Genomic DNA, 26,946 nt, shown 5'->3' with positions numbered 1-26,946 from the left:
TGCATGTCTGATGTACTGGCAATTAAGAATTTAGTTGAGAAAAATAAGGCATTAAAACAAGAAATAGCCAAGATTATTATTGGTCAAGAAGAGGTGGTGGATCAAGTACTGCTTTCTATTTACACAGGGGGGCACTCCCTACTGATCGGAGTTCCTGGTTTGGCCAAGACCCTTATGGTCAATACTATTGCTTCTGCCTTGGGATTGGGCTTTAAAAGAATACAGTTTACACCTGATTTAATGCCGAGTGACATCCTAGGGAGCGAAGTATTGGATCAAAATAGAAATTTCAAATTTATAAAAGGGCCTATTTTTTCCAATATAATTTTGGCAGATGAAATTAACCGTACTCCTCCCAAAACCCAGGCAGCTTTGTTGGAAGCTATGCAGGAAAGGGCGGTAACCATAGCGGGAAATCAATATAAGTTGGATTTGCCATATTTTGTTTTGGCAACCCAAAATCCGATAGAACAGGAGGGCACTTACCCCTTGCCCGAAGCGCAACTGGATCGCTTTATGTTTGCCATAGAACTGAAGTACCCTTCCATAGAGGAGGAAATCAAGGTGGTAAAGGAAACAACTTCCGATTTTCAACCAGAAATTGTACCCTTGTTTACACCTAAAGAAATATTGGATATACAACATTTGGTCCGCAGGATACCTGTGCCGGATAAGGTGGTGGAATATGCTGTGAAATTGGTGAACAGCACAAGGCCTAATCAGGAAGGTGCCTCGGAATTTGTTAAACAATTCGTAGATTGGGGCGCTGGACCCAGAGCATCCCAGAATTTAATATTGGGAGCAAAGGCCCATTCTGCCGTGAATGGAAAGTTTTCACCGGACATCGAAGATGTCAAAGCTGTGTCCATGGGTATCTTAAGACATCGTATTATTAAAAATTATAAGGCCGAGGCCGAAGGAATTTCCGAAGAGGATATTATCCGCAAGCTTTTATAGCTAAGCTAAGCAGGCTAGAAATTTTTTCTATTTCAAAGGCATGAAAAATTGTATTTTATTGCATTTCCATTCCAATTAGGGCATTCTTTTTTACAATTACATAAATTTGGCGTATTCTTGGGGTATTCTTGGTATAAAAGTTTTATAAACGTAAGGTATTTTCTTAATTTTGAGGAATTACTTAAACTAAAATTTTATAGATAATGGCATTCGATATTGATATGATTAAAAAGGTGTATGCTAACATGTCTGAGCGTGTGGATAAGGCACGTGAAGTTGTAGGCAAACCTTTGACCCTTTCAGAGAAAATTTTGTACTCCCACCTATGGGAAGGCAGTCCTACTAAGGCTTTTAGAAGAGGTAAGGACTATGTTGATTTCGCACCGGATCGAATCGCCTGTCAAGATGCTACGGCACAAATGGCATTATTGCAATTTATGCAAGCAGGTAAACCCAAAGTAGCTGTACCGACCACTGTTCATTGTGATCACCTGATTCAGGCAAAAAGTGGCGCTGTGGCAGATTTGAAAGTTGCCAACACTTCGAGTGCCGAAGTTTTTAATTTTTTGGAATCGGTATCCAATAAGTACGGAATCGGTTTTTGGAAGCCAGGTGCAGGTATAATTCACCAAGTGGTCCTTGAAAATTATGCATTTCCTGGAGGAATGATGATAGGTACCGACTCCCACACGGTAAACGCTGGTGGCCTTGGGATGGTTGCTATTGGTGTTGGTGGTGCAGATGCTGTTGATGTTATGGCCGGAATGGCTTGGGAATTGAAGTTTCCCAAATTGATAGGTGTAAAATTAACGGGTAATATCTCTGGTTGGACATCCGCCAAGGATGTAATCTTAAAGGTGGCCGGTATCCTTACTGTAAAAGGAGGTACGGGAGCTATTATAGAATATTTCGGTGAAGGGGCTATAAATCTTTCATGTACTGGAAAAGGTACCATCTGTAACATGGGTGCAGAAGTAGGTGCTACAACCTCTACCTTTGGTTACGATGCCTCTATGGAAAGGTATTTAAGGGCTACGGATAGAAATGATGTTGCAGATGCGGCAAATGCAGTTAAGGATTATTTAACAGCCGACCCTGAGGTATATGCCAATCCTGAAAAATATTTTGATGAAATTATAGAAATTGACCTGAACACGCTTAGACCTCATCTTAATGGTCCGTTTACACCGGATTTAGCCACACCTGTTGGGCAGTTGGGAGAAAAGGCAAAAGCCAATGGATGGCCCTTAAAAGTGGATTGGGGCTTAATAGGGTCCTGTACCAATTCTTCTTATGAGGATTTAACCAGGGCTGCTTCTATAGCACAACAAGCTGTTGATAAAAAGATAAAGGCAAAATCTGATTTCGGTATTAACCCAGGATCTGAGCAAATTCGATTTACAGCGCAACGTGATGGATTATTGCAGATATTCGAAAATTTAGGGGCAACCATATTTACTAACGCATGCGGACCTTGTATTGGTCAATGGGATCGCAGTGATCTTAAAGGTGATGAAAAGAATACTATAGTCCATTCCTTTAACCGTAACTTTTCCAAAAGGGCGGATGGAAATCCCAATACCCATGCTTTTGTTGGTTCACCGGAAATGGTGGCTGCCATAGCAATTTCGGGTAGATTGGATTTTGATCCAATGAACGATACTTTGATCAATGAAGATGGGCAAGAAGTGAAATTTGATGAGCCAATGGGAATTGAATTGCCTCCAAAAGGGTTTGAAGTTGAAGATGCAGGCTATTTGGCGCCTATGGAAGATGGTTCAGGTGTTCAAGTAAAAGTAGATCTCAAATCTGAACGTTTGCAATTGCTTGATCCCTTTATGCCAATTAAGCCAGAAAGCTTACAGGGGGCCAAATTATTGATCAAGGCCTTTGGAAAATGTACTACTGATCATATCTCTATGGCAGGTCCTTGGTTGCGTTTTAGGGGGCATTTGGATAATATAGCCAACAATACCCTAATTGGAGCGGTAAATGCCTTTAATAAGAAAACAAATTTTGTAAAGAATCAGCTCACTGGAGAATATGTAGGTGTGCCTGATGCACAAAGGGCGTACAAAGCGGCCGGTATAAAAACCGTTGTTGTGGGAGATCACAACTACGGCGAAGGATCTTCACGTGAACATGCTGCTATGCAGCCAAGACATTTGGGAGTTGCTGTCGTAATTGTTAAGTCTTTTGCCAGGATTCATGAAACCAACCTTAAGAAGCAGGGTATGCTGGGTCTAACATTTGCCAAAGAAAGCGATTATGACTTAATACAGGAAGATGATACTTTTAACTTTGTGGATATAAAGGATTTTGCTCCTGACAAACAAATTACCTTGGAATTGATACATAAGGACGGCAGTAAGGACACTATTAAACTAAACCATACATACAATCAATCACAGATAGAATGGTTTAATGTAGGCTCTGCCCTTAACGTTATCAAGAGAGAGAACGCGGCCTAAATTAATGCTGTAAATACTTTATAAAAACTCCTGATATTCATCAGGAGTTTTTTAGTTTTGACAAAAGGATAAATTAAATGAAAATTCGTAAAAAAACAGTTTTGAACATTGCCGTAATGGCTTTAATTCTATCTTTTTTTGTAACGCCTTTAGGCGATTATAGTAAGGTGTTATTAAATAAATGGTTTTCTTTTTCCCCCGAGGTGACGAATGAAATTAACAGGGGACAGATTACTAATTACAATTGGAAATTAAAGGATGCCAATTGGAACTTTTTCAATTTTAATAGATCCAAGGGACGTGTTGTGTTCATTAATTTTTGGAGGTCCTGGAATATTCCCAGTGAGGCAGAAGTTGAAAGTATTCAAAAATTATATGACGATTACAAGGATAAGATAGATTTTTATATCATAACCAATGAAGAAAGGGAGCCCGTAGAGAAATTTATGAAGGATCATGGCTTTACTTTCCCTGTTACCTACTCCATAGTTGGTGACCCCATGCCCGTAGACGGGTCCAAACCACCGCGATCCTATTTATTGGATAAGGACGGAAGGATTGTAATAAGCAAGGAGGGGGTAGCAGATTGGGATAATGATAAGGTGAAGGCGATTTTGAACGACCTTATAAGCAAATAGAAAAAAGCATATGGTGCCTACAAAGAAGTGGATTGTCAATGGTATTTTTATTTTGGGGATCCTAATTCTGTTGTTTACTCCTATAGGTTTTAAGGTGAAGGTTATTGCCAGTAGATTGCTGTCCTCCAGTGCGGCCAAGGTGAAAGAGGGAATGCAGGTGCCATTGGACACTTACCAGTGGAAATTAACGGATCTGGAAAATGGAACATTCAATTTTGAAGATCAAAAGGAAAAAATAATCCTTGTAAATTTTTGGGCCACCTGGTGTCCTCCATGTGTAGCGGAAATGCCCAGTTTTCAGGAGCTCTATAACGATTATAACAATAAGGTTGTCTTTATGTTCGTAACTTCTGAGGATCGCCAAAAGGTGGTAAGCTTTTTAGAAAGGAAGGATTTGGATCTACCTATTTACTTTCCATCCTTCGAGCCTCCGAAAATGCTTCGCTCCAAACTGCTACCCACTACATATATTATTGATAGGGAGGGAAAAATAATTGTGGCAGAGACCGGTGCTGCAGATTGGAATAGTAGTAAAACAAGGGCGCTTATTGATGACTTGTTGAAAGAGTAGTACTTACTTAAATGTCCTTTTGTAGTTTTTCTTTTTTCTGGAAATACTTGAAGGGCACAAATAACATTCCAAAGCATTCCCCCTCTTCTTTCCCCAAATGTTTGTGATGCATCTTATGTGCTCTCCTAACGCCTTTGGCATACCAATTATTGGCGTTTCTGAAAATTTTGAACCTTTGGTGTATAAAAATATCATGAACAAGGAAGTAGGCAATTCCATAGGCCAATATACCAAAACCTAATGGCCATCCGTACCAGAATTCGGTTTGGGAACCAAGCCAAAAAGAAGTAATGCTTACGGCGGCATAGAATACGAAAAAGGCATCATTTCTTTCAAACCAAGAATCGTGGTCCTTTTTATGGTGATCTTTGTGCAAGGACCATAAGAAACCGTGCATAATGTATTTATGGGTAAACCAGGCCATAAATTCCATAAAGGAAAAAGTCGCAAAGAAAATTAAAATCCAAATTGTCATTTTCATTCTATACCAGCTTTAATTTATAATTAATATACGCTTTTACCAACAAACTAAATTTTTGTGGATTGGATACACGTATTCTGGTATCCTTGATCTTTGTAGAATGGGTTAGCTGAAGTTTTTTCAATAATTTATAGTAATATCTGTAGGCGGTATAAACTCCAAACTTGGCTTCATTGGGCAGGTTTATTATCCCTGAATATCCCAATCTAAAATCGGCTTTTATTTCGGTTACAATTTCGTTTTTGGCCTCCTCGGTAAAATCGTTCAGGTTGGTATTTGGAAAATAGGTTCTATTCAAATCCTCAAAATCTGTTTTTAAATCCCTTAAGAAATTCACCTTCTGAAAGGCAGACCCCAAGGCTATTGCTGAGGGTTTTAGTTTCTCGTAGGCTTCTTTATCTCCCTTAACAAAGACCGTTAAACACATTAATCCAATTGCGTCGGCGGAGCCATAAATATATTGTTGATACTGGTTTTCGGTAAGGCGAACGGTTTTTTCAAGATCCATCCGCATACTCTTCATAAATGAGGTAACTAGATGTAGTGGTAAGTCATATTTATGGAAAGTATGTTGAAACGAATTTAGAATGGGGTTTAGGCTTATTTTTTTATCTAAGGCATCCTTCAAATCCGTTTCAAATTTATCCAACAAGTACATTTTATCGTAGTTGTGAAAACTGTCCACAATTTCATCGGCAAACCTTACAAAGCCATAAATGTTATAAATATCGCCTCTTATGGACGGGGCAAGCATTTTTGTGGCAAAGGAAAAGGAGGTACTGTAATGTTCGGTGACGAGCTTACTGCATTCCAGGGAAACGGTATCATAAATTGACTTCATATTTAAGATTTCTGATATTTTACGATAAGTTCGGATACCAATTTACCGGAAATTAGAGCTGGCGGCACGCCGGGACCTGGGACCGTAAGCTGGCCGGTAAAAAAGAGATTTTCTACTTTTTTGCTTTGTAACTTAGGTCTAAGAAAGGCGGTTTGCATTAGCGTATTGGCCATGCCGTAGGCATTTCCCTTATAGGAATTGTATTGCTCTATAAAATCATTGACACAAAAGTCCTCCTTAAAAAGAATATTATTCCCTACTTTCTGCCCGGTAAGATTCTGAAACCGGTCCAAAATAATATCAAAGTACTTATTTCGCAATTGTTGGTTATCCTCTAAATCAGGGGCAATGGGAATTAAAAAAAAGCCTGTTTCGCAACCTTCGGGTGCCATGCTGGCATCTGTAATCGAGGGAAAATTGGCATAGAAGAGGGGGGCTTCGGGCCATTTGGGGTCATCATATATTTCGATGGCGTGTTGTTCAAAGCTTGTATCGAAAAATAGGTTATGGTGCGAAACGTTTTGTAGTTTTTTATCAAACCCCACATAGAATAATAACGACGATGGAGCGAAGGTCTTTTTGTTCCAATAGGCTTCGGAATATTGGCGAAATTGCGGTTCCAGAAGCGTTTCGGAATGATGATAATCGGCACCGCTTAACACAACATCTGCATTCATATTGATTCCCTCTATTCCAATTCCCGTGGCTTTACCCTTGGTTACTTCGATTTTTGTTACTGCTTGTTCCGTGTAAATTTTGACTCCCAATTCCAATGCCAAAAGTTCCATGGCTCTAATTACCTGATACATACCACCTTTGGGGTGCCAAGTGCCCAGCCCAAAATCCGCAAAATTCATAAAACTATAAAAAGAAGGGGTTTTATTGGGTTTGGCCCCTAAGAACAAAACTGGAAATTCCAGTGTGGATATCAGTTTTGGATTCTTAAATCTTTTGCGTACATCATGACTGATTGATTTAAAAAACTGATCTAATCGCAGTACCGTATCCTTGCTCACCAATTCCAAAGGGGAAAGGCCTGGGCGCAGCACAATTTTATGAATGGCGATTTCATAATTGTCCTGGGCTTTTTTAATAAACTTGCGTAAAGGTTTTGCACTCCCTTTTTCTATACGTTCAAATTCATCACAGATTTTGTCCATACTATCGCCAATGGTAATAATATCGTCTGAAAAGAAAATTTTATAGGCAGGATCTAACTTGTCCAATTGATAGAAGTCGGAGGTCTTTTTTCCGAAATCTTTGAAAAAGCTGTCAAATATATCGGGCATCCAATACCAGCTGGGGCCCATATCAAAAGTAAACCCATCACGGACAAACTGCCTTGCCCTGCCGCCAACGGTCTTATTTTTCTCATAAATGGACACCTCATAACCCTGGTTTGCTAAATAGCAAGATGCTGAAAGTGATGAAAACCCCGATCCAATTATGATAACTTTTTTACCCATAGGTGGTTGTGTAAATTAATTGATATGATTTTTTGTAAAGATGGCCGATTATGAAAATAAGGTTTATTTTCAAGATAAGTAATGTGAATCTTTTTTTAGTTGAGGATTTAAGGGTTGGCCGGTCTAATGCAAAGTTTATGAAAATAAAAAAACCGTTGACTTTCAATAGGATGTCAACGGTTTTGGTGCCCACGACTAGATTCGAACTAGCACGTCCTTGCGAACACCACCCCCTCAAGGTGGCGTGTCTACCAATTTCACCACGTGGGCTAAAAAATCTAGTTAAAAGACTTTTAAGCAATTGTAAATAGTCTCTAAATTTAGGTAATTCGAAACTATTTTAAACAAAAAAAGTTAAGTACGAGACTTAACTTTTTTGTGACCGGGCTGGGGCTCGAACCCAGGACCCTCTCCTTAAAAGGGAGATGCTCTACCAACTGAGCTACCAGGTCATAATTAGAGGCAAACTATTGCTGTTTGCGGGTGCAAATATAAGATCATTTGTTTGTTTTACAAGTCCTTTTTGAGATTTTTTTTTTTTTTTTTGAATTACCACCAAATTAGCCCAATTTTACAAAAAATTAGGACGTGAAAATAGTATTGGTTGGGTATATGGGTAGTGGTAAGACCACTATTGGTAAATTATTGGCTAAGGAATTGGTAATAAGTTTTTTAGACCTGGACGAAGTTATTGAGGAAGGAGTTGGCGACAGCATTTCGAATATTTTTAAGGGGAAAGGAGAGATCTTTTTTAGGAACATGGAGCATGAATATTTAAATAATGTTTTGTCCCAAAAAAACAATATTATTCTGTCTACTGGAGGTGGTACACCCTGTTATTCTGGAAATATGGAAACCATGTTGGCCTTGGCAGACCATGTTTTTTATTTAAAAATTTCCATTCCCGGTCTCGTGAAAAGATTAATCAAGGAAAAAGACCATAGACCCTTGATCAAAAATATTGATGATGGTGACCTACCGGAATTTATTGGAAAGCATTTATTTGAGCGAAATAACTACTATCTTAAAGCCACGCATATTATTGAATGCGATAATAAGTTCCCTGAGACATTAGTTGCCGAAATACAACAATTACTCGGTTAAATAAACCGAATCGTTTTTAGCCTTGAATTCAACATTTATGTGTTCCTGGAGTGATGTGGAAAGGGATATTCCTTTATAATCCGCTTTAACCGGATATTTCTTGTGATTTCTATTGACCAATACAGCTGTTTTAAGCTGTTTTAAAGGGACGCGTAAAAAATGATGGACACCATATATTAAAGTTGTCCCCGAATTGAGCACATCGTCTACCAGGACAACTGATTTATTGGCATATTCCGATTCTGGTATGGAGGTCTTGACACCACTGGCCAACGGGTTGGATTTGTCCATGATTACTTTGCATAAAATAATGTTGGCCTCTGTTATTTTTTGGAGTACGGCCTGAATTTTTTTGGCGAAATTTAATCCCCCACCCTCAATACCGGCAATAATTATTTCCGGTTCATCCACATTGGCCTCATAAATCTGATAGGCAATGCGTTTAATCTTATGCTGTATCTGGTCATGGGACAATATTCTATTGGACATATTCATTTCTATTTAGATTCAAATATAAAAAAGAGTTCCTTATCCGCTCTCGGTTTTATGGAATTGTGTGCAGTTTCCAAAATCTTGATTCTGAAATGCTTTTTAAAAAGCGACTTGTATTCGGCTGGGTTACCCCCAAAAGGCGGTCCTGCTTCCGATAAGGGAAAATTAAAAAACAGCCCTATCAATTTGCCATTGGGTTTAAGGAGTTGCTGGATCTTGTGAACATAATCCGTCCTCCTCCTTGGATCAAGGGCGCAAAAAAAAGTCTGTTCTAGGATTAAATCAAAATTATTCAATTCCAAATCAAAGAAATCCCCTTCCAGGAGTTGATCGTCAGGAAAATCGGGAATCCTTCTTTTTATGTATTCCAATGGCTGCTTGGCGATGTCGATAACATACACATTGGAAAAACCATTTTCTACCAGATAAAACAGTTCATGGGCATTTCCGACTCCAGGGATTAGGATTTTTAAATTTTCATCCTTCAATTGGTCTATGTATTCTTTTAGTGGAGTTGAAATGTAACCTATGTCCCAACCCGTATCTCCTAAATCATACTTACGTTCCCAATAGTCCTTATTCAGTTTCGTCATCCAAGTAACCGTCTATATCCCTTCTGTCTTTTTTTGTAGGTCTTCCAGCTCCCTTTTTTCTATAATAATCTTTGGAGAACTGTAACAACTCATTGTGTTCAAAAGCTTCCTTGGGAGTGGTATCCTTGCGGTAAATGTCCACAAGTTTGGCGCCAACCCTACTTTCTGGAACATCCAACACCGTAAATTCGTAATTAATTTGATTTTTTCTAACAACCACCTTATCCAAGGGATATACATCCCTTGATGGTTTTACCACTTGATCGTTGATTCTAATATGCCCCTTTTTACAGGCCTCCGTAGCTATATTTCGCGTTTTAAAATAGCGGGTGCTCCATAGGTATTTGTCAATTCGCATAAACTATTGAAAATCTTTGTTAACGTCTTCTACAAAAATAGTTGAAAATTGTATCTTGCGCCCTTTAAATAAGAAATCAATGACTATAAAGAGAATTCTTTTACTTACTTTAATTTTTGTTACTATCTGGTCTTGTAAGAAAGACGATGGCAATGACATTGAAGTAGTGCCCCCCAGATTGCTAAGTGAAGTTGCAGTTGAAAACGATGCTGAAATTCAAGCTTATTTAAAAACACATTTTTATAACTATGATGATTTTGCGGAACCGATCGATGAAGGTTTTGACCTAAGAATAAAGATAGATACTATTGCCGGTGCCAATGCCGACAAAAAATCCTTGTTTGAAGATGCCAAGACTCAGGTGATAAAGATATCGTCCAGTGATTTGGGATTGGATGCAGGGGAAGTGGATATTGAACATACCTTGTATTATGTTGTGGCAAGAGAGGGTGCTGGCGAAAATCCTACACCTGTAGATTCTGTCTACCTAAAATATCAAGGTATGCGCTTGGATGGAACAATTTTCGACAGTAGACTCGGAACACCTGTGTGGTTTGATATGCAAGGGTCTGGAGTTTCCGGCAATTCCGGAGTAATAAAAGGGTTTAAGGAAGGAATGCCCAAATTTAAATCCGGTGGTGATATAATTGAAAATGGGGATGGAACTTTTACCGTAACCGGAAGTGGTGTAGGCCTAATTTTTATGCCTTCAGGAATTGCCTATTTCAGCGGAAGTGCTCCTGGAGTATCCTATGCACCTTTAATGTTTGAAGTAAACTTATTGGCAACCAATACAACAGATCATGATCGCGATGGCATAAATACGATCCTGGAAGATTTAAATAAAGACGGAAATCTTTTTAACGATGATACCGACGAGGACGGCATTCCAAATTATTTGGATACAGATGATGATGGGGACGGTATTCTTACCGAAGATGAAATTAAGGATGCCAATAACGATGGTGTTCCTGATTATTTGGATAAAAATATCTAAGGTTGAATTTATACTGGTGTAAATAAAAAATGCCCTCGTGTTAGCGAGGGCATTTTTATTATTACGACGTTTTTATTTAAAGTTTCAAGGCCACACTCAAGATTAATTGGTCTGGTCTAGTGTCTATACGGTCATTGGAAAATGGTCCATCTACTACTGTTACCTCATTTTCGCTAAAACCTCGTTCATATCTTAGGTCTATTCCAAACTTGCCAAAGGACAGTCCGGCACCTATATTTAGTCCCACTGTAAAATCATTTTCTACATCCCCAATCGTAATTCCATCATAGTCCGTGTCCAAAATATATTGGAATGCAGGCCCTGCAAATAGGTTTAATGGTCCAATTAAGTTAACACCTAACAAGATTGGAGCATCCAATTTACTCATTGCCAGACTATTGTTTTCATAATCGGATTTTGTTTTGGTGTACACCAATTCTGGTCTTAGATAAATTTTGTCCCCTACTTTACCAAAGATTCCAATATGGTATCCTACATTGCTCTTGGGGTCCTTGTAGGCTTGTTCGGTAGATTCAAAATAATCACCATTGGCGCCATAGTTAAGGCCTCCCTTGATTCCAAATCCTGAACCATTCTGCGCATTTGCACTAAAGCCTATTAAGGCGATAGCAGCTAATAAAACTGTTTTCTTGATCATAGTGTGTTCTTTTAAAATTAGAATACATTGTGCAATTATAGGCACAACATTTTTAATTGTTTAACTTAAAAAGAATATATCTTGACACGATTAGGTGGGATTGTGGCACAAAAAAACCGCTAAATAAAAGTACTATTTCTAGCTCGTAAGTTTAGCAGTTTAATTGAGTTCTGTTCCACAGTTTTCGCCGTTTTCCATGTTAAGAATCTTCATCTCCCTTAAGGGATTTGAATTATTTTCTTTTCAACACATTGACAACGGCGTTCACTATAGCTTTATTGTTTAATCCGTATTTATCCATTAATTGCTCTGGAGTGCCACTTTCGCCAAATGTATCTTTGGTGGCTACAAATTCTTGTGGGGTAGGGTGCGTGGTAGCAAGGAATCCGGAGATACTTTCACCAAGACCACCTAAATAATTATGTTCTTCCGCAGTAACGATACAACCTGTTTTTTTAACAGATTTTAACACTGCTTCCCCGTCAAGTGGCTTAATAGTGTGTATGTTTATTACTTCGGCAGATATGCCTTGTTTTTCCAAATTTTCGGCTGCTATCAATGCCTCCCAAACCAAGTGTCCGGTTGCAACAATAGTGACATCCGATCCCTCATTGAGGACAACTGCTTTGCCAATTTCAAATTTTTGGTCTACCGGAGTAAAATTGGCCACTTTAGGACGTCCGAATCTTAGGTAAACTGGACCGTGATGTTCTGCAATGGCAATGGTTGCCGCTTTGGTCTGATTGTAGTCACAGGTGTTTATTACCGTCATTCCGGGCAACATTTTCATCAATCCCAAATCTTCCAATATTTGATGTGTTGCACCATCTTCGCCAAGGGTAACCCCAGCGTGTGAAGCACAAATTTTTACATTTTTATCGGAATATGCAATAGACTGTCTTATTTGATCATATACCCTCCCAGTGGAAAAGTTGGCAAAAGTTCCGGTAAAAGGAATTTTCCCTCCAATGGTAAGTCCGGCAGCAATACCCATCATATTTGCCTCAGCAATACCTATTTGGAAAAAACGCTCAGGATTTTCCTCTATAAATTTCTCCATCTTTAGGGAACCTACCAAATCGGCACATAATGCAACTACATTAGGATTGGTTCTACCCAACTCGGCCAGTCCTGCACCAAATCCACTTCTTGTATCATTTTTACCTTGATCTATATATTTTTTCATCTGTACTTGCTTTAATTTTTGTTAGAAAAGGATAGGGTTTAGTAGTCTCCTAAAGTTGCGGGGTTCTGTCCCAATGCGGTTGCCAATTGCTCGTCGTTGGGAGCCTTGCCATGCCAAGCGTGGGTGTACATCATAAAATCTACCCCATGACCCATAATAGTGTGCAATAGAACGCAAACTGGCCTTCCTTTTCCAGTTCTACTCTTGGCTTCTTTCATCCCTTTAATGACGGCTTCCAAATCATTTCCTTCCTTGATGTCCACAACATCCCATCCGAAAGCCTCAAATTTCTTCCTTAGGTCGCCCATAGGAAGTACGTCGTTGGTGGCACCATCAATCTGCTGTCCATTAAAATCAATGGTGGCAATCAAATTGTCCACTTTCTTTCCTGCGGCATACATGATGGCTTCCCAATTCTGTCCTTCCTGTAACTCGCCATCACCGTGAAGGGTGTAGACTATATTGGAATCCTTGTTCAGTTTTTTGGCCTGAGCAGCACCTAAGGCTACAGACATACCTTGACCCAATGATCCCGAGGCAATACGCACTCCTGGTAAACCTTCGTGGGTGGTAGGATGACCTTGCAAACGCGAATCAATTAACCTAAACGTATTTAGTTCGTCAACTGGAAAGTATCCTTTTCTTGCCAAAACACTATAAAAAACTGGAGATATATGACCGTTGGATAAAAAGAAAAGATCCTCATCTTTACCATCCATATCAAATCCATCCTTAAGCTCCATAATTTCATTGTACAGGGCAACTATAAATTCAGTACAGCCCAAAGAACCTCCTGGATGCCCGGAGTTTACCTTATGAACCATTCTTAGAATGTCTCTGCGCACTTGAACGGTCAAATCTTGTAATTCTTGAAGTTTTGGCATTTTATCTTTATTTTTTAAACTCTTCAAAAGTAATGGCAATCTTTTGGGTACACAAGCGGGAGTTATAATATTTTATCAACTATCATAGCCCATAACAGAACTTTATTTTTTTGTTAAGGATTTAATGGCTTTGAGTTGATTATATTTGCGGCCTTAAATAGATTTTTTTGAAATTTACTTTACAACATTCAGACATAAGGACCAAGGCCAGGGCAGCTGAGCTGATTACGGATCACGGCAAGATAGAAACTCCCATTTTTATGCCTGTAGGCACGGTAGCTTCCGTAAAAGGGGTACACCAAAAGGAATTGAGGGAAGAAATAAACCCTGATGTTATTTTAGGGAATACCTATCATTTATATTTAAGGCCAAAAACGGAAATTTTGAAACAAGCTGGTGGACTTCATAAGTTCATGAACTGGGACCGTAACATTTTAACGGATAGTGGCGGATACCAGGTGTATTCCTTGTCGGATAACAGGAAGATAAAGGAAGAAGGGGTTAAGTTCAAGTCTCACATTGATGGTTCTTATCATGTGTTTACCCCGGAGAATGTAATGGAAATCCAGCGCGTGATAGGTGCGGACATTATTATGGCTTTTGATGAATGTACTCCTTATCCATGTGATTATAAATATGCAAAGAGATCTATGCATATGACGCATAGGTGGTTGGACCGCTGTATTGCACATTTGGAGAAAACTCCCTTTGAATATGATTACGAGCAAACTTTTTTTCCAATTGTACAAGGGTCTACCTATAAAGACCTTAGAAGACAATCGGCAGAATATATTGCCGGAGTGGGAGCTGAGGGTAACGCAATTGGTGGCCTTTCAGTTGGTGAGCCTGCAGAGGAAATGTATGCCATGACAGAGGTTGTCTGTGAAATTCTTCCAGAGGACAAACCCAGATATTTAATGGGAGTGGGTACTCCTATCAATATATTGGAGAATATTGCATTGGGGATAGATATGTTTGATTGTGTGATGCCTACCAGAAATGCTAGAAATGGTATGCTTTTTACTGCACATGGGACAATCAATATAAAAAATAAGAAGTGGGAAGATGATTTTTCCCCATTGGACGAAATGGGCACTACATTTGTAGACCATGAGTATTCCAAGGCCTATCTAAGGCATTTGTTCGCTGCCAATGAGTATTTGGGTAAACAAATCGCTACCATTCATAATTTAGGATTTTATATGTGGTTGGTTCGTGAGGCAAGAAAACATATTTTAGCAGGGGATTTCCATGAATGGAAATCAGTAATGGTAAAACAAATGGATAAACGACTATAGGTGTTAACCATAATAGACAAATATATACTTAAGCGTTACTTGGCAACTTTTTTTGTCATGCTTTTGCTATTTGTGCCCATTGGAATTATGGCGAATTTGGCAGAGCAAGTTGGAAAAATGATCGATAATGAGGTCCCTTTTCCTGAAATAGCCATGTATTATCTGAATTTCACCTTGGTAATCGGGAATCTATTGTTTCCGGTTTTCCTTTTCCTTTCTGTCATTTTCTTTACCTCCAAATTGGCCAACAATACCGAAATTGTAGCCATTCTTAGTTCAGGAGTATCTTATGGCCGATTTCTACGTCCTTATTTAATAGGTGCTTCCATCATTGCAATCATCATGTTTTTTATGGGGATGTTTATTGTACCCAACGCAAGTGTTGGTTACAATGAGTTTATTTTTAAATATTTAAAAAAGGGTAAACAGGATAGGGTAACTACAAATATATTCAATCAATTAAATGAAAACGATTATATCTATGTGAGTAGTTTTGATCCGGCAAGACAGATAGGGTACAACTTCACTATGGAGCGGTTTAACGAGGAGAACACTCTGGATTTTAAGATATCTGCAGCCAACATTCGGTGGATAGAAAAGGATACTGTTTATAGACTTACTTCCTACGAAAAAAGAAAATTGGTCAACGATCTGGAAATTGTGGAAACCAAACGAAGGTTGGATACCATTTTCGATTTTAAGATTGATGACCTTACTCCTGTATCTTATATAGCTGAGACCAAGAATATGTTTGAGCTGAATAAATTTATTGCGACCCAAAAAAGAAAAGGTGCTTCCAATATAAACAGTTATATATTGGTGAAATACAAGCGTTGGGCATTGCCCATAGCGGCATTTATCCTTACCATTATTGCTGTGGCGGTTTCATCTGTTAAGAGACGCGGAGGTATGGGGGTAAATTTAGCATTTGGAATTGGAGTGGCCTTTATATATATCTTTTTCGATAAGGTATTTGGGACACTGGCAGAACAATCAGGATTTTCGCCTTTATGGGCGGTAATCATACCCAATGTTATGTTCGGCGCCATAGCCTTTTATTTGCTGCAGAATGCCAAACGTTAAGCTCAAGAATTATCTGCACTTACATTTTATAGTTTTTATTTGGGGGTTTACGGCGGTCCTGGGCAAGTTGATAACTATAGATGCATTACCATTGGTATGGTATCGTATGCTAATGGCCTCCCTAATTATTATCGCCTATATACTTATCAGGAAATTTCCTTTGAAGGTGGCTCCGAAAATGTTGTTGATATTGGTTATTGGAGGAATTGTTGTTGCCCTACATTGGGTAACCTTTTTTATGGCTATAAAGGTTTCCAATGTGTCAATAGCTTTGGCCACCATGTCTACTGGAGCATTTTTTACCGCTTTATTGGAACCGCTTTGGTATGGCAGGAAAATGGTAGGTTACGAAGTGGTTTTCGGAATACTTGTTATGCTGGGCCTTTATATAATGTTTAGGGTGGAGACAGCTTATTTACTAGGAATACTATTGGCCTTGGTTTCTTCCTTGTTAGCTGCCATTTTTTCGTTGATCAATGGTAAAATAACGCAGCAGCAAAGACCCTCGATAATTTCATTTTATGAATTGGGAAGCGGGGTATTGTTTCTAACCATTTATTTGGCGGTTAGCGGTAGTTTTGACCAAAAGTTCTTTGAACTTCCCTTAAACGATTGGATCTTTATTTTTATCCTTGCCTCAATATGCACCGCTTATGCCTTTATTGCCTCGGTTAAGATACTGAAATATATTTCTCCTTACACCGTAATGTTGACCATCAACTTGGAGCCGGTCTATGGGATAATATTGGCATTTTTAATTCTTGGTGATAGTGAAAAAATGAATCCACTTTTCTATGTTGGAGCACTCATAATATTAACTACCGTTGTTGCGAACGGGGTTTTGAAAAATAGAAATAAATTAAAAAAAAAGACTAATGGGTTACCTTCCCATTAAAGTTTTATATTTGCCTGTTGAAAAGAACTAAACCTATAAACCTATGGAGTATTTAGATTTTGAACTTCCAATTAAAGAGCTAGAAGAGCAATTGGATAAGTGCATGATTATCGGTGAAGAAAGTGAAGTTGATGTTTCTGAGACTTGTAAACAGATTGAGAAAAAACTGGCTGAAACCCGTAAGGACATATATAAAAATCTTACCGCTTGGCAAAGGGTACAGTTGTCGCGTCACCCGAATAGACCCTATACATTGGATTATATTAGGGCCATTTGTGGAGAAACCTTTTTGGAACTACATGGCGATCGCAATGTAAAAGACGATAAGGCCATGATTGGTGGACTTGGAAAAATTGGCGATCAGAGTTATATGTTCGTTGGTCAGCAGAAAGGCTATAATACCAAAACCAGGCAGTTGCGGAATTTTGGAATGGCAAACCCAGAAGGATATAGAAAGGCATTGCGTTTAATGAAGTCCGCCGAAAAGTTTGGAATCCCCGTAGTGTGCTTAATAGATACTCCAGGTGCATATCCAGGGATTGAGGCTGAGGAAAGGGGACAAGGAGAGGCAATAGCAAGGAATATTTTGGAAATGACCCGTTTAAAGGTCCCCATTATTGTGGTTATTATTGGAGAAGGTGCTTCAGGAGGAGCATTGGGTATTGGTGTAGGGGATAAGGTATTGATGCTGGAAAATACTTGGTACTCCGTTATTTCACCGGAATCCTGTTCGTCCATTTTATGGAGAAGCTGGGAGTTCAAGGAAATTGCGGCAGAGGCCTTGAAATTAACCGCTACGGACATGAAAAAAATGAAGTTGATAGACGAAATCGTTCGTGAGCCCGCAGGTGGTGCACATGCTAATAGGGATAAGACATTTGAAATCGTAAAAAATAAAATTTCTTCGCATTATGAGGAATTAAAAAAGTTATCACCAAAAGAATTGGTGAAAAACCGAATGGATAAATATGCCAATATGGGTGTATTTAATGGATAATATCCCTTTTTGTCAAGGTGAAAAAATCTGGAGCGGAAATTCTCCAGTTTTTTTTTGCTTATAAACAAATTTCGTAACTTATCAACAGGCAAATTGTTGAACAACTGTTAATATCCCAAAACTCATTTTAATTCTTATTTGTATAATTTAGCACTCATGGAAAAAACGAACCCTGTTATTGGTCATCGAATAGACAAGTCGACCATCATTAGCTTGGAAAAGGGAAAAATCCCCCCTCAAGCTACTGATTTAGAGGAGGTTGTGCTTGGTGCAATGATGATTGACAAGAAGGGGGTCGATGAAGTAATAGATATCCTACATCCTGAAGTCTTTTATAAGGACGCCCATAGATATATCTATGAAGCCATTTTTAAGTTGTTTGAAAACTCTGAGCCGGTGGATTTATTAACCGTTTCGTCCCAATTGAAAAAGGATGGACGTTTAGAGAATGCCGGTGGCGATTTTTATCTCATAAAATTGACCCAAAAAGTAGCTTCTTCTGCGCATATAGAGTTTCATGCCCGTATTATCCTTCAAAAATTCATACAACGGAGTCTGATCAAGATTTCAAATGAAATTATCGAAGAGGCCTATGAGGATTCTACCGATGTGTTCGACTTGTTGGACACGGCAGAATCCAAGCTATACGATGTTACCCAGGGCAACTTGAAGCGTTCCGCCGAAACTGCCCAGAATTTGGTGATACAGGCAAAAAAGAGAATTGAAGAAATTGCCGGTAAGGAGGGACTAAGTGGAATACCGTCTGGTTTTGACAAATTGGACAAGTTAACCTCTGGTTGGCAACCCAGTGATTTGGTGATTGTGGCTGCACGTCCTGGTATGGGTAAAACGGCTCTAACCTTGTCCATGGCCAGAAATATTGCAGTAAACTCAAATATTGGGGTGGCTTTCTTTTCCTTGGAAATGTCTTCTGTACAGTTAATTACGAGGTTGATTTCCTCGGAGACAGGATTGTCTTCCGAAAAGTTGAGGACAGGAAGATTGGAGAAACATGAATGGGAACAGTTGAACGTTAAGGTAAAAGCCTTGGAGACGGCACCCTTGTTTATTGATGATACCCCTTCCTTATCTATTTTCGACCTTAGGGCCAAAGCAAGGCGTTTGGCTTCGCAACACAATATAAAAATGATCATTATTGATTATCTGCAGTTGATGACGGCCGGAGGAAGTCAAAAGGGAGGAAACCGTGAACAAGAAATATCAACTATATCCAGGAACTTAAAGGCTCTGGCCAAAGAATTGAACGTGCCGGTAATAGCCCTATCACAGCTTTCCCGTGCCGTAGAGACCAGAGGAGGTAGTAAGCGTCCAATTCTGTCGGATTTGCGTGAATCAGGAGCTATTGAGCAGGATGCCGATATTGTTTCCTTTATCTATAGACCGGAATACTATAAGATTGATGAATGGGACGATGAAGAGCGCTCTCCCACAGCTGGACAAGCCGAATTTATTGTAGCAAAGCATAGAAATGGTGGTTTGGAGAATATTCGTCTTAAATTCGTTGGGCATCTAGGTAAATTTGACAATTTGGATGATTTTGATTCTCCGTTTGAATTTCAATCCAAAATGAACGCTGAAGATGAAAATCCTTTCATTACTAAAAATCTTCCCAATGCCAATGAAGCTTTTGGTAGTTCTATGAACGATGATTCCATGCAGGATGATAATGATGTGCCTTTTTAACGGTTTTATATTTTAGGTCATCCTATAGCTTGCTCTTAAACTTTGTTACATAAACTTGTAAAATGTTTATGTTACGATTGCTAAACTAATAGGAGATTGGTCAAATTTTAACCCCATTTCAAAGCCGAAACCTCAATTTTCAAGTATCTTTGGGAAGATTCCTAATAGATATCAGTACATGCAAAAGTGTCTTTTCTCTCTTTTTTTAATTCTTTTTTCTTCAATAGAAATTTCCGCGTCATCCATTCTTATTCCCATGGACGCTGAAAGTCAAATAAACCATTTAAAGGCTTATGGAATCACCTACTGGGTTTTGACCAAGCAACAAAAAGTACAGTGGTTGCTCAATTATAGGGGGGGGTCATTTTTGTTGCCAGATGGGGAAACCATTCGTAAGGAATGCCAGATAAGGGGAGTTTCCTTTGAAATCATATCCGATTCCGAGACCCAAGCCATTCTGGATGAAATTGCAAGTCCTTCCAAAAATCAGGAAGCGGTTATATTGGAGAAAGCTCCTAAAATTGCCGTATATACCCCAAAGGATAATTCCCCTTGGGACGATGCGGTTACCATGGTTCTTTCATATGCTGAAATTCCCTATGATCAATTGTATGATGAGGAAGTAATGGAAGACAAATTGGTACTTTATGACTGGTTGCATTTACATCATGAAGACTTTACAGGACAATATGGTAAATTTTACGGGGCCTATAGATCGGCACCCTGGTACATAGAGGGAAAACAGAATGCGGAAGCCTTGGCCCAAAAATTAGGATTCAATAAAGTTTCTGAGGAAAAGCGGGAGGTAGCTTTAAAAATCAGAAATTATGTTATTGGCGGAGGATTTATGTTTGCTATGTGCTCCGCCACGGATAGTTTTGATATTGCCTTGGCTGCGGACGGTGTGGATATATGTGAGCCTATGTTTGACGGGGACCCATCCGATGCCAATTACCAAGGAAAACTGGACTATCGAAAAACCTTTGCCTTTACCAATTTTACATTGGAGCGTAATCCGCTGCGCTATGAATTTTCTTCCATAGACATTACCAATTTAAGGGGGAATGTGGACAGGGAAACGGATTATTTCTCTTTGATGGATTTTTCTGCTAAATGGGATCCGGTTCCTACTATGCTATGCCAAAACCACACTGCTTTGGTCAAAGGGTTTATGGGACAGACAACTGCTTTTTCCAGGCAGGAAATTAAACCCACTGTATTGGTATTGGGGGAAAATAAAATTAATGGAGAGGCACGCTATATCCATGGAATTAAAGGAAAGGGCTTCTTTACATTTTACGGGGGTCACGATCCTGAAGACTATCAGCATAGGGTAGGGGACCCAAAGACCGAATTGGAACTTCATCCCAACTCTCCGGGTTATCGCCTCATTTTAAACAATGTGCTTTTTCCCGCTGCACAGAAAAAGAAGCAGAAGACATAATATTTATTGGGATTTATATGAATTCCTATCTATCACTTTTGGATATTGATACTTTAAAATATAAGGCTGAGCGCTAATTGCAACTTAATATCTGTGGCTCAATAATTGCTCCAAAACAAGTTCCACACCGTTTTCGTCATTGCTCTTGGTCTTAAAATTGGCGACCGCCGTTACATTGGGGTGGGCGTTGGCCATAGCAAAACTAAAATCGGCCATGGACAACATTTCCAAGTCATTATTATAATCGCCAAAAACCATGGTTTCATGTCTGCTTATGCCGTACTTTTCCTGTATATGCTGCAAGGCGTAACCCTTATTGGCGTTCATATGGGAAATATCCAGCCAGTTCTCCCCTGAAACTTTCACTTTTAATTCCGATTCCAAATGTTTTACCCAAGGGTAAATAAACTTTTCGGAACTTTCAAAATGGTAAATAGCTATTTTTAATACTTCGCCATCAAAAGATGAAATGTCGTTTAAAACGCTAAACTCGGAATAATACTCTCTTAGTTTATTTAGAAAAGCATCTGAATTTCCATTTGTATAGGCATTATTTTTACCGCACAAAACTGGATGTATGCCCTCTACATTCTTTAATAGATTTATGGTTTGCTTAATGGTAAGTTGGTCCAAAGGCGTCGCTAGTAATTCTTGGTCCTGTTTTTTTACAAAAGCCCCATTTTCTGCCACAACAATTATATCATCCTTAATGGCATCCAATTTATCTATTATGCTGTTGTACTGCCTTCCACTTGCCGCAACAAATTTGATATCCCTCTTGCGTAATTCTTCGAATAATAGGAAGAATTTTGAGCTTACCTCATGCTGGGAATTTAATAGGGTGCCATCCATGTCAGTGACCACCATTTTTACTTTTGATAAATCCATTAAAATAATTTAAGCTGCAAAGGTATTTGTTATCATCTTAATTTCTTGTCTTGTTATGTAAAGTTTTGGAATTATTAATATTTGTCGAAATTTGAATAAATTTTAGATATTCATTAATATGCTGTTTTACCAAGAGGAATTACGTTTAAAGGCTTACAGGAGAGGTTTTCATTTAATTACGCACACTATTCTTGAACACCTACCACATTTACAAAGGATACAAACAGGTATGTTGCAGGTATTTATAAAACATACCTCGGCAAGCTTAACTATAAATGAAAATGCGGATGCTACTGTCAGAGCGGATTTTGAAAGTCACATGAATGTAATGGTTCCTGAAAATGCGCCATATTACCTCCATGATTATGAAGGCTCGGACGACATGCCCGCACATATCAAATCTTCTTTAATGGGGACCTCTGTCCAAATACCCATTAGTAGCGGTAAATTGAATTTGGGAATTTGGCAGGGTATCTATTTGTGCGAACATAGAAATAATGCAAGTGGGAGGCATTTGGTATTAAGCTACTTTGGGGTGTAGTCAAATATTTGTTTTATTTAGTAAATTAGGGTATTATGGATTTTAAAAATTAAGGCATGGCAACAAAAGAAATGATATTGGACAAAATACAGATCCTGATCACCAATAAATTTAAAACGCCGGAGGAGGCATATAACTTTTTTGATGAGGATGGGGATGGTAAACTTAAAAAAAGTGAAATTGTGGAAATGTTGAAGAAGGCCGAAATAAGTGGATTTTTGAGAGGAATTGTGTCCTCTAAGCTAATTGAGGGTTATGACAAATCTGGCGATGAGTTCATTGACTGGGAAGAATTTAAAGAGGCAGTGGGCAAGATAAAGACAACTTAAAATTGTTTAGATGTGTTTTAAATTTGCCTTAAGAATTTGAATAAGGCACAAAAAAAACCTGTTCCATTAGGAACAGGTTTTTATAAGCGAGATAAGTTTATTAATTTATTTTACTTTGTTTACAATAGCCTTGAAAGCCTCTGGGTGGTTCATGGCCAAATCCGCCAATACCTTACGGTTTAGCTCTATATTGTTGGCTTTTACCTTGCCCATAAACTGGGAATAGGACATTCCGTGCAATCTGGCACCAGCATTAATACGGGTAATCCATAGGGAACGGAAATTTCTTTTCTTGTTTCTACGATCTCTGTAAGCATATAACATTGCTTTTTCAACCGCATTTTTGGCTACTGTCCAAACGTTTTTACGTCTTCCAAAGTAACCTTTGGCCTGCTTCATTACCTTTTTTCTTCTGGCTCTGGAAGCAACTGAATTTACTGATCTTGGCATAATTTAAATTGTTTTTTTGTAGTAGGCGGTCGATAATCGACACTTTTTTATTTATTTAAATCGTAAATCTACAATTGTACATAAATAGGCCCAACTCCAGGGTTAATAATTACCGATTAAAACGATTACTTTAAACGTAATTGTTCTTTAATACTGTTAACATCCGCTTCGTGAACTAATCCAGAGTGGGTTAACGCTAGCTTACGCTTTTTAGACTTCTTCGTAAGAATGTGGCTCTTAAAAGCGTGCTTTCTTTTAATTTTACCACTACCGGTAAGCTTAAATCGCTTTTTGGCACTGGATTTTGTTTTCTGTTTAGGCATTTTCTTCCTATTTATTAATTTATCTCGCTTACTATCTTAATGCTAATGTTAATTCAGCATCTTATTTTATAAAAACAGGGCAATGAAGCCCAAGTTTATTTTTTGGTTTTAGGGGCAAGGAACATGGTCATACGCTTACCTTCAAGCTTTGGCATTTGTTCCACTTTACCTAAATCTTCCAATTCGGAGGCTAATTTAAGTAATAGAATTTCACCTTGATCCTTGTAAACAATGGACCGTCCTTTGAAGAAAACATAAGCTTTTAGTTTTGCACCATCCTTTAAGAATTTCTCTGCGTGCTTCTTCTTAAACTCGTAATCATGGTCATCCGTTTGTGGACCAAATCTTATTTCTTTTACGATTACCTTGGTGGCTTTGGCCTTCATGACCTTTTCCCTTTTCTTTTGTTCGTAAAGAAATTTTTTGTAATCAATTATTTTACAAACAGGGGGATCGGCCTTAGGAGAAATTTCTACTAAATCCAATTCCAGTTCCTCTGCTTTCGCCAAGGCTTCGCGGGTGTTGTATACACCTACTTCTATATTGTCGCCAACCAACCTAACTGTGGGCGATGAAATACTTTCATTGATATTGTGCGGGTTTTTGTTTTCCCTCCTAGGTTGGGGCCTAAATCTTTTTCTAATTGCTATGACGTAATCTTTTTAGTTAAACTTTTTTTTTTAAAACGACTTTAAGGTACTGTTTATTTCATTTAATACCAAGTCGGAAAATGCTTTTACGGAGATGGCACCTAAATCTTCGCCACCGTGTCTCCTTATAGAAATGGTTTCCTCTTTTTCCTCATTCTCCCCTACAATCAGCATAAATGGTATTTTATTCATCTCTGCTTCACGTATTTTCTTGCCTACCGTTTCGTTTCGGTTATCAATGAGGGCGCGAATGTCGTTATTTTCCAAGGAATTTAAAACTTTTTGGGCATATATTTCATGTTTTTCGCTGACAGGGAGAATAATAGCCTGCTCCGGCATCAGCCAAAGTGGGAAATTACCGCCTGTATGTTCCAGCAATAATGCTATGAAACGTTCCATGCTTCCAAAAGGAGCTCTGTGGATCATTACCGGTCTATGTAACTCATTGTCACTACCTTTGTAAGTAAGGTCAAAGCGCTCCGGCAAGTTGTAGTCCACTTGAATCGTCCCTAATTGCCAGTTCCTGCCAAGGGCATCCTTCACCATAAAATCCAACTTGGGACCGTAGAAAGCGGCCTCACCACTTTCTATAACAAAGTTAAGGCCTTTTTCTTTAGCTGCATTGATAATGGCATTTTCTGCCTTTTCCCAGTTTTCTACAGATCCTATGTATTTTTCCGGCTTGTCCAAATCCCGTACGGATACTTGTGCCGTAAAATTACCAAAGCCCAAAGATCCCAATACATATAATGTAAGGTCTATTACGTTCTTAAACTCTTCAGCCAATTGGTCAGGAGTACAGAAAATATGGGCGTCATCCTGGGTAAAGCCACGCACTCGTGTAAGTCCGTGCAATTCTCCACTTTGCTCATATCGGTAGACAGTTCCAAATTCGGCATATCTTTTTGGGAGCTCCCTATAACTAAATGGTTTGGTATTGTAAATTTCACAGTGATGTGGACAGTTCATGGGCTTTAACAAGAACTCCTCATCTTCTTTTGGAGTCTTGATCGGTTGAAAACTGTCGGCTCCGTACTTTTCATAATGACCGGAGGTAACATAAAGTTCCTTTTGTCCTATATGTGGGGTGATCACCATCTCATATCCGGCCTTCTTCTGTGCCTTCTTTAGAAAATTCTCCAAACGTTCCCTTAAAGCTGCCCCTTTTGGAAGCCATAAAGGAAGTCCTTGTCCTACTTTTTGTGAAAAAGTGAACAGTTCCAATTCCTTGCCTAGTTTTCTATGGTCTCTTTTTTTGGCTTCTTCCAGAAGTTCAAGGTATTCGGTGAGTTCTTTTTGTTTAGGAAATGAAATGCCATATACTCTGGTCAACTGATTGTTTTTTTCATTTCCCCTCCAATAGGCACCGGCAACGCTCAATATTTTAATGGCCTTTATGATACCGGTATTAGGAATGTGTCCGCCCCTACATAGATCTGTAAAGGTGTCATGGTCACAGAAGGTAATGGTGCCGTCTTCCAGATTCTCTATAAGCTCTACCTTGTATTGGTTGCCTTGGGATTTGTATAGTTCCAATGCCTCTGCCTTGGTAGCGGAACGCATCTTAAAATCGTGTTTTCCCCTGGCAATTTCCAAGGCTTTCTTTTCAATTTCTGGAAAGTCCTTTTCTGAAATAGTACCCTCGGCCAGATCCACATCATAATAAAATCCGTTATCAATGGCTGGTCCTATGGTCAATTTTACCCCTGGGTACAATTCTTCCAATGCTTGGGCCACAACGTGGGAGGTGGAATGCCAGAAAGCAGTTTTGCCCTCTTTGTCGTTCCAACTATATAGGATAAGGGATCCATCTTCCTGTAATGGTGTTACGTTTTCAACGGTTATGCCATTGAATTTTACGGAAATAATATTTCGAGCCAAACCTTCGCTTATGCTTTTGGCCACCTCCAAAGGTGTTGTTCCTTCAGCATATTCTCTAATGCTCCCGTCCGGTAAAGTTATTTTGATCATACTTTTTTTGTCGTAATAAGTGTGCAAAGATAACATCTAACATTTATGTTGGCAATATATATAGGAACGTTTTTATACATATATAAATAGGATAGTTGTTTGGCGTTCCCTCCCTATGTCGGTCCGGGTGCTCTGCTTTGTCCCTTTCGCTGGTTGGGGGAAGCCTCTCCGCCCCTGCCTGCCCTCGGGCAGGCCTAACGCGCCCCCGGGGCATTTTTAACGGTCGGCCGTTTTGCGGTCCGGGAAAAAAGCGTTAAATTGTTTTCCCTTTTTGTGCCGGGTTTCGGTGCGCAAAATGCTTGTTGACAGCGGGTTGTGCGCGGCGGTTCGAAAAAGGCGAAAAAAGTTTTGAAAAATCCTTGTGGATTTAAAAAAGGGTGGTAGATTTGCACCCCGCTAACGAAGCAAAGTCGGAGTCCGCGGGAATGGTGTTTGGAGCGCCACGTTCATATGTTTTTTGTTTCCCTGGCCGCCCTGAAGAAAGAAAGATGATTTTTTTCGAAAAAAGCTTGGCGGATTAAAAAAAGGCTGTACATTTGCAGCCGCTTTGGGAGACAGGGCGAACGAACAGAGAGAATTAAGTTCATTGATATATTGTAAAGACAGCGCGCCATATTTTTGGGAACAGGGATATGGTGCAGAAAAAGAAATCGAAAGAACGGGCCGGGAAGATATC

General features: G+C 39.1%; 28 protein-coding genes and 2 tRNA genes. 14 read left to right on the top strand and 16 right to left on the bottom strand.

Going from position 1 to position 26,946, the window contains the following annotated elements; translation table 11 throughout:
- The first annotated feature begins 3 nt into the window (after positions 1-3).
- The 4 genes from CWD91_RS21505 (at position 4) to CWD91_RS21490 (ending at position 4,637) form a co-directional block, all read left to right on the top strand.
- Entirely contained in the window at positions 4-957 is a 954-nt protein-coding gene (locus CWD91_RS21505; RefSeq protein ID WP_103443042.1) for an AAA family ATPase, read from the top strand.
- 203 nt (positions 958-1,160) lie between these two features.
- On the top strand, positions 1,161-3,428 hold the full coding sequence (locus tag CWD91_RS21500; protein ID WP_103443041.1) for an aconitate hydratase: 2,268 nt from the start codon (positions 1,161-1,163) through the stop codon (positions 3,426-3,428).
- Positions 3,429-3,505: 77 nt separating this feature from the next.
- Positions 3,506-4,066, top strand: a complete 561-nt coding sequence (locus CWD91_RS21495; protein WP_103443040.1) for a TlpA family protein disulfide reductase — start codon at positions 3,506-3,508, stop codon at positions 4,064-4,066.
- A 10-nt stretch (positions 4,067-4,076) separates the two neighbouring features.
- Complete coding sequence (locus CWD91_RS21490; protein ID WP_103443039.1) at positions 4,077-4,637, top strand: TlpA family protein disulfide reductase; 561 nt, start codon at positions 4,077-4,079, stop codon at positions 4,635-4,637.
- Positions 4,638-4,644: 7 nt separating this feature from the next.
- Here CWD91_RS21490 and CWD91_RS21485 read toward each other — a convergent pair whose 3' ends face one another.
- The 5 genes from CWD91_RS21485 to CWD91_RS21465 all read right to left on the bottom strand — a co-directional run bounded on the left by CWD91_RS21485 (position 4,645) and on the right by CWD91_RS21465 (position 7,877).
- The gene (locus tag CWD91_RS21485; RefSeq protein ID WP_103443038.1) at positions 4,645-5,118 is read right to left on the bottom strand and encodes a sterol desaturase family protein; all 474 of its coding nucleotides are present in this window, start codon (positions 5,116-5,118) and stop codon (positions 4,645-4,647) included.
- A gap of 1 nt (position 5,119) precedes the next feature.
- Positions 5,120-5,959, bottom strand: coding sequence for a phytoene/squalene synthase family protein (locus CWD91_RS21480; protein WP_103443037.1), 840 nt, complete (start codon positions 5,957-5,959; stop codon positions 5,120-5,122).
- 2 nt (positions 5,960-5,961) lie between these two features.
- Complete coding sequence (locus CWD91_RS21475) at positions 5,962-7,425, bottom strand: phytoene desaturase family protein (RefSeq protein ID WP_103443036.1); 1,464 nt, start codon at positions 7,423-7,425, stop codon at positions 5,962-5,964.
- Positions 7,426-7,608: 183 nt separating this feature from the next.
- Positions 7,609-7,695: transfer RNA gene (locus CWD91_RS21470), tRNA-Leu, on the bottom strand.
- 109 nt (positions 7,696-7,804) lie between these two features.
- Positions 7,805-7,877 (bottom strand) — tRNA-Lys (locus CWD91_RS21465).
- 136 nt (positions 7,878-8,013) lie between these two features.
- On the opposite strand from CWD91_RS21465, the gene CWD91_RS21460 reads away from it, so the two are divergent.
- On the top strand, positions 8,014-8,529 hold the full coding sequence (locus CWD91_RS21460) for a shikimate kinase (RefSeq protein WP_103443035.1): 516 nt from the start codon (positions 8,014-8,016) through the stop codon (positions 8,527-8,529).
- Here the strand turns inward: CWD91_RS21460 and CWD91_RS21455 are convergent.
- Genes CWD91_RS21455 through CWD91_RS21445 form a run of 3 tightly spaced genes read right to left on the bottom strand, consistent with a single transcriptional unit; the run spans position 8,518 to position 9,972 of the window.
- Positions 8,518-9,018: a phosphoribosyltransferase family protein gene (locus tag CWD91_RS21455; RefSeq protein ID WP_103443066.1), complete on the bottom strand. Its 501-nt coding sequence runs from the start codon at positions 9,016-9,018 to the stop codon at positions 8,518-8,520. The genes CWD91_RS21460 and CWD91_RS21455 overlap by 12 nt on opposite strands.
- An 8-nt stretch (positions 9,019-9,026) precedes the next feature.
- Entirely contained in the window at positions 9,027-9,614 is a 588-nt protein-coding gene (locus CWD91_RS21450; RefSeq protein ID WP_103443034.1) for a methyltransferase domain-containing protein, read from the bottom strand.
- Positions 9,598-9,972 carry an RNA-binding S4 domain-containing protein gene (locus tag CWD91_RS21445; protein WP_103443033.1) on the bottom strand — a complete coding sequence of 125 codons (375 nt, stop codon included), beginning with the start codon at positions 9,970-9,972 and terminating at the stop codon, positions 9,598-9,600. Before CWD91_RS21445 ends, CWD91_RS21450 begins: the two co-directional genes overlap by 17 nt.
- A 79-nt stretch (positions 9,973-10,051) precedes the next feature.
- Between CWD91_RS21445 and CWD91_RS21440 the strand changes: the two genes are divergently transcribed.
- Positions 10,052-10,969, top strand: a complete 918-nt coding sequence (locus CWD91_RS21440) for an FKBP-type peptidyl-prolyl cis-trans isomerase (protein WP_103443032.1) — start codon at positions 10,052-10,054, stop codon at positions 10,967-10,969.
- Positions 10,970-11,045: 76 nt separating this feature from the next.
- On the opposite strand, the gene CWD91_RS21435 is transcribed toward CWD91_RS21440, so the two are convergent.
- The 3 genes from CWD91_RS21435 to CWD91_RS21425 form a co-directional block, all read right to left on the bottom strand.
- Positions 11,046-11,624, bottom strand: a complete 579-nt coding sequence (locus tag CWD91_RS21435; RefSeq protein WP_103443065.1) for an outer membrane beta-barrel protein — start codon at positions 11,622-11,624, stop codon at positions 11,046-11,048.
- Positions 11,625-11,859: 235 nt separating this feature from the next.
- Positions 11,860-12,813 carry a transketolase family protein gene (locus CWD91_RS21430; RefSeq protein WP_103443031.1) on the bottom strand — a complete coding sequence of 318 codons (954 nt, stop codon included), beginning with the start codon at positions 12,811-12,813 and terminating at the stop codon, positions 11,860-11,862.
- 38 nt (positions 12,814-12,851) lie between these two features.
- The gene (locus tag CWD91_RS21425) at positions 12,852-13,697 is read right to left on the bottom strand and encodes a transketolase (RefSeq protein WP_103443030.1); all 846 of its coding nucleotides are present in this window, start codon (positions 13,695-13,697) and stop codon (positions 12,852-12,854) included.
- Positions 13,698-13,864: 167 nt separating this feature from the next.
- Here CWD91_RS21425 and tgt point away from each other — a divergent pair, with 167 nt between their 5' ends.
- From tgt to CWD91_RS21395, 6 genes are all read left to right on the top strand, one after another.
- Positions 13,865-14,995 (top strand): tRNA guanosine(34) transglycosylase Tgt, encoded by a 1,131-nt coding sequence (tgt, locus tag CWD91_RS21420; protein ID WP_103443029.1) that lies wholly within the window; start codon positions 13,865-13,867, stop codon positions 14,993-14,995.
- Positions 14,996-16,078: an LptF/LptG family permease gene (locus CWD91_RS21415; protein WP_103443028.1), complete on the top strand. Its 1,083-nt coding sequence runs from the start codon at positions 14,996-14,998 to the stop codon at positions 16,076-16,078.
- Positions 16,065-16,973: a DMT family transporter gene (locus tag CWD91_RS21410; RefSeq protein ID WP_103443027.1), complete on the top strand. Its 909-nt coding sequence runs from the start codon at positions 16,065-16,067 to the stop codon at positions 16,971-16,973. The genes CWD91_RS21415 and CWD91_RS21410 overlap by 14 nt, the downstream gene beginning before the upstream one ends.
- Before the next feature lie 43 nt (positions 16,974-17,016).
- On the top strand, positions 17,017-17,970 hold the full coding sequence (locus CWD91_RS21405; RefSeq protein ID WP_103443026.1) for an acetyl-CoA carboxylase carboxyltransferase subunit alpha: 954 nt from the start codon (positions 17,017-17,019) through the stop codon (positions 17,968-17,970).
- Between the two features lie 156 nt (positions 17,971-18,126).
- The gene (gene dnaB / locus CWD91_RS21400) at positions 18,127-19,674 is read left to right on the top strand and encodes a replicative DNA helicase (protein ID WP_103443025.1); all 1,548 of its coding nucleotides are present in this window, start codon (positions 18,127-18,129) and stop codon (positions 19,672-19,674) included.
- A gap of 178 nt (positions 19,675-19,852) precedes the next feature.
- Positions 19,853-21,118: an asparagine synthetase B gene (locus tag CWD91_RS21395; RefSeq protein ID WP_103443024.1), complete on the top strand. Its 1,266-nt coding sequence runs from the start codon at positions 19,853-19,855 to the stop codon at positions 21,116-21,118.
- 84 nt (positions 21,119-21,202) lie between these two features.
- Here CWD91_RS21395 and CWD91_RS21390 read toward each other — a convergent pair whose 3' ends face one another.
- Entirely contained in the window at positions 21,203-22,006 is an 804-nt protein-coding gene (locus CWD91_RS21390; protein ID WP_103443023.1) for an HAD family hydrolase, read from the bottom strand.
- Between the two features lie 118 nt (positions 22,007-22,124).
- Between CWD91_RS21390 and CWD91_RS21385 the strand changes: the two genes are divergently transcribed.
- Together CWD91_RS21385 and CWD91_RS21380 are read left to right on the top strand one after the other, a co-directional pair.
- Positions 22,125-22,547 carry a secondary thiamine-phosphate synthase enzyme YjbQ gene (locus CWD91_RS21385; RefSeq protein ID WP_103443022.1) on the top strand — a complete coding sequence of 141 codons (423 nt, stop codon included), beginning with the start codon at positions 22,125-22,127 and terminating at the stop codon, positions 22,545-22,547.
- A 56-nt stretch (positions 22,548-22,603) separates the two neighbouring features.
- Positions 22,604-22,876: an EF-hand domain-containing protein gene (locus CWD91_RS21380; RefSeq protein ID WP_103443021.1), complete on the top strand. Its 273-nt coding sequence runs from the start codon at positions 22,604-22,606 to the stop codon at positions 22,874-22,876.
- A gap of 105 nt (positions 22,877-22,981) precedes the next feature.
- Here the strand turns inward: CWD91_RS21380 and rplT are convergent, their stop codons facing one another.
- The 4 genes from rplT to thrS all read right to left on the bottom strand — a co-directional run bounded on the left by rplT (position 22,982) and on the right by thrS (position 26,270).
- Complete coding sequence (rplT, locus tag CWD91_RS21375) at positions 22,982-23,326, bottom strand: 50S ribosomal protein L20 (RefSeq protein WP_031444752.1); 345 nt, start codon at positions 23,324-23,326, stop codon at positions 22,982-22,984.
- 125 nt (positions 23,327-23,451) lie between these two features.
- Entirely contained in the window at positions 23,452-23,649 is a 198-nt protein-coding gene (rpmI, locus tag CWD91_RS21370) for a 50S ribosomal protein L35 (protein WP_031444751.1), read from the bottom strand.
- A gap of 95 nt (positions 23,650-23,744) precedes the next feature.
- The gene (gene infC, locus CWD91_RS21365; RefSeq protein WP_103443020.1) at positions 23,745-24,299 is read right to left on the bottom strand and encodes a translation initiation factor IF-3; all 555 of its coding nucleotides are present in this window, start codon (positions 24,297-24,299) and stop codon (positions 23,745-23,747) included.
- 30 nt (positions 24,300-24,329) lie between these two features.
- On the bottom strand, positions 24,330-26,270 hold the full coding sequence (thrS, locus tag CWD91_RS21360) for a threonine--tRNA ligase (RefSeq protein WP_103443019.1): 1,941 nt from the start codon (positions 26,268-26,270) through the stop codon (positions 24,330-24,332).
- Positions 26,271-26,946: the final 676 nt, after the last annotated feature.

It is taken from the genome of Arenibacter hampyeongensis (genome assembly GCF_002909255.1).
Taxonomy (GTDB): domain Bacteria; phylum Bacteroidota; class Bacteroidia; order Flavobacteriales; family Flavobacteriaceae; genus Arenibacter; species Arenibacter hampyeongensis.
Note: the sequence above shows the minus strand (reverse complement) of the source record. Positions and strands in the feature narration are given on the sequence as shown.